3 protein-coding genes and 1 pseudogene are annotated in these 2282 nt (G+C 63.2%); 3 read left to right on the top strand and 1 reads right to left on the bottom strand.

The genetic code is table 11. From position 1 onward, the window contains the following. On the bottom strand, positions 1-249 hold a 249-nt coding region (gene rpsU / locus MOV75_RS35180), incomplete at its 3' end, for a 30S ribosomal protein S21 (protein ID WP_247007641.1). 260 nt (positions 250-509) lie between these two features. Between rpsU and MOV75_RS35175 the strand changes: the two are divergent. The 3 genes and pseudogenes from MOV75_RS35175 to MOV75_RS35165 all read left to right on the top strand — a co-directional run. Beyond that, positions 510-938: pseudogene (locus MOV75_RS35175) on the top strand (aquaporin); the annotation flags it as partial. Continuing rightward, positions 908-1498 (top strand): DUF1007 family protein, encoded by a 591-nt coding sequence (locus tag MOV75_RS35170; protein WP_247007640.1) that lies wholly within the window; start codon positions 908-910, stop codon positions 1496-1498. The pseudogene MOV75_RS35175 and the gene MOV75_RS35170, both read left to right, overlap by 31 nt. Then, a partial coding sequence (locus MOV75_RS35165) for a nickel/cobalt transporter (RefSeq protein ID WP_247007638.1) occupies positions 1489-2282 on the top strand: 794 nt, incomplete at its 3' end. The genes MOV75_RS35170 and MOV75_RS35165, both read left to right, overlap by 10 nt.

Below are 2282 nucleotides of genomic sequence, written 5' to 3'. Positions count from 1 at the left end.
ATCACCGCCGGGACCGGCGCCGAACACCGGCTTCGGCTTCATCGGCAGCAGGCCTTCGCGCTGCAGCTTCTTGCGGGCCAGCTTGCGCGCGCGGCGCACGGCTTCGGCCTTTTCGCGGGCCTTCTTCTCGGAGGGCTTTTCGTAGTGACCGCGGAGCTTCATCTCGCGGAAAATACCCTCGCGCTGCATCTTCTTCTTCAGCGCCTTGAGGGCTTGATCGACATTGTTATCGCGAACGAGAACCTGCACGCGGCATCCTCTTCAGTGGATCGGATTTGAATTCTGGTAAGACGAAGGGGATGGCGAAACGCGCAAGCCCTTAACCTTGAGGGCGCGGATGTATCAGACAAAAGCGGGGATGTCCACCGGCCAAGCGGGGATTCGGGCCAAGTTCAGCCATTAAATAAGGCAAAATACCTCCGTGCGGCCCTGATTTGGGAGATTTGACGCCAAGGGTGGGGCCGTTTTCGGAGCCTTGTTCCGGAAACTTTGAAAGTAGGGGACGACACATGGATATCAAGAAATACGCCGCTGAAGCCATCGGCACGTTTTGGCTCACATTCGCAGGTTGCGGCAGCGCGGTGATCGCCGCGGGCTTTCCTCAGGTCGGAATCGGCCTGGTCGGTGTTTCCCTCGCGTTCGGCCTGAGCGTCGTCACCATGGCCTATGCCATCGGCCACATCTCGGGTTGCCATCTCAACCCGGCGGTCACGGTCGGTCTTGCCGCCGGCGGCCGCTTCCCCGCCGGGCAGATCCTGCCCTATGTGATCGCCCAGGTCGCCGGTGCGATCGTGGCGGCGGGGCTGCTCTACGTCATCGCCAGCGGCGCTCCCGGATTCGACGTCAGCAAGGGCTTCGCCTCCAACGGCTACGATGCGCATTCGCCGGGCCAGTACAGCATGATCGTGTGCTTCCTCACCGAGGTGGTGATGACCATGATGTCTGGATCACCGCGACCAGCGAGCTGCTCTACGCCGAGGATGGCACGATCACTGGCGTGCGCCATGCCTGGACCTTCGACGACATGTTCTCGGCCTATGCGGTGCAGGGGCTCGAGAGCAAGACCAAGGGCGCCTATACGCGCGAGGAGCTTGGGCCGCTGGCGCAGACCAATGTCGAGTCGCTGAAGGAATATGCCTATTTCACCTTTGCGCGAGCCGACGGCAAGAAGGAGCGATTCCAGGAGCCGGTCGACTATTTCCTCGACTACAAGGATACGGTGTTGACCCTGCACTTCACGCTGCCGCTGAAGAACCCGGTCAAGCCCAAGCAGCTGGTGCTCGAAGTGTTCGACCGCTCCTTCTTCATCGACTTCCAGATGGCCAAGGAGAGTCCGGTGAAGCTCGTCGGCGCGCCCGCGGGCTGCCAGATGAAGCTTGACCGGCCAAGCGACGGCTCCGCCACTGCGCAGAAGCTCAACGAGCAGACCTTCCTGAACGGCGAGAACTCGAATTTCGGCATGATGTTCGCCAACAAGATCACGGTGGATTGCCCTTGATCGGTCGTCTGCATTCTCCGCTCGCCCGCGGGCTGCTCGCCTGCGCCGCGGCTATCGTCGTGCTCGGCGTCGCTGATGGCGCGCTTCATGATCTCCTGGCCCAAAACCCCTTTGGCGCGCCGCGCCCTGCGCAGGCGGCCGAACCCGAAGCGAGCGGCCTCATCGGTTGGCTCTTGGCAAAACAGTCGGAATTCTATCGCCAGATGTCGGTGACCATCCGTGCCGCGAAATCCGACGGCTCGGCGGTGTGGACGCTGCTCTTCATCTCGTTTGCCTATGGCATCTTCCACGCGGCCGGCCCGGGCCACGGCAAGGCGGTGATCGCCTCCTATCTCGTCGCCAACCGCGAGACCGCGCGGCGCGGTATTGCGCTGTCGTTCGCCTCGGCCCTGATGCAGTCGCTGGTGGCGATCCTGATCGTCGGCATCTCGGCCTGGGTGCTGAATGCGACCGCCAAGACCATGTGCAAGGCGGAAGGCGTGATCGAGATCGCGAGCTACGCCTTGATTGCACTGTTCGGGCTGCGCCTCGTCTGGGTCAAGGGCCGCACCTTCATCCGCGCGCTGCAGGCGGCCCAGCCGGTGCCGGCAATCGCCGGCGTGCCGCATCACCACCATGATCACGGCCATCACCATCATCACGACGCGCATGATGATCATCATCACCACGACCATGGTCACGCGCATCACCACCACGCCCACGATCACGTCCACGACGAGCATTGCGGCCATTCCCACGGCCCCACGCCGAGCGAGCTCGCCGGCCCCGGCGGCTGGCGGCGTGG

It is taken from the genome of Bradyrhizobium sp. PRIMUS42 (assembly GCF_023006515.1).
GTDB lineage: Bacteria > Pseudomonadota > Alphaproteobacteria > Rhizobiales > Xanthobacteraceae > Bradyrhizobium.
This window is presented reverse-complemented; position numbering and strand designations above follow the sequence as displayed.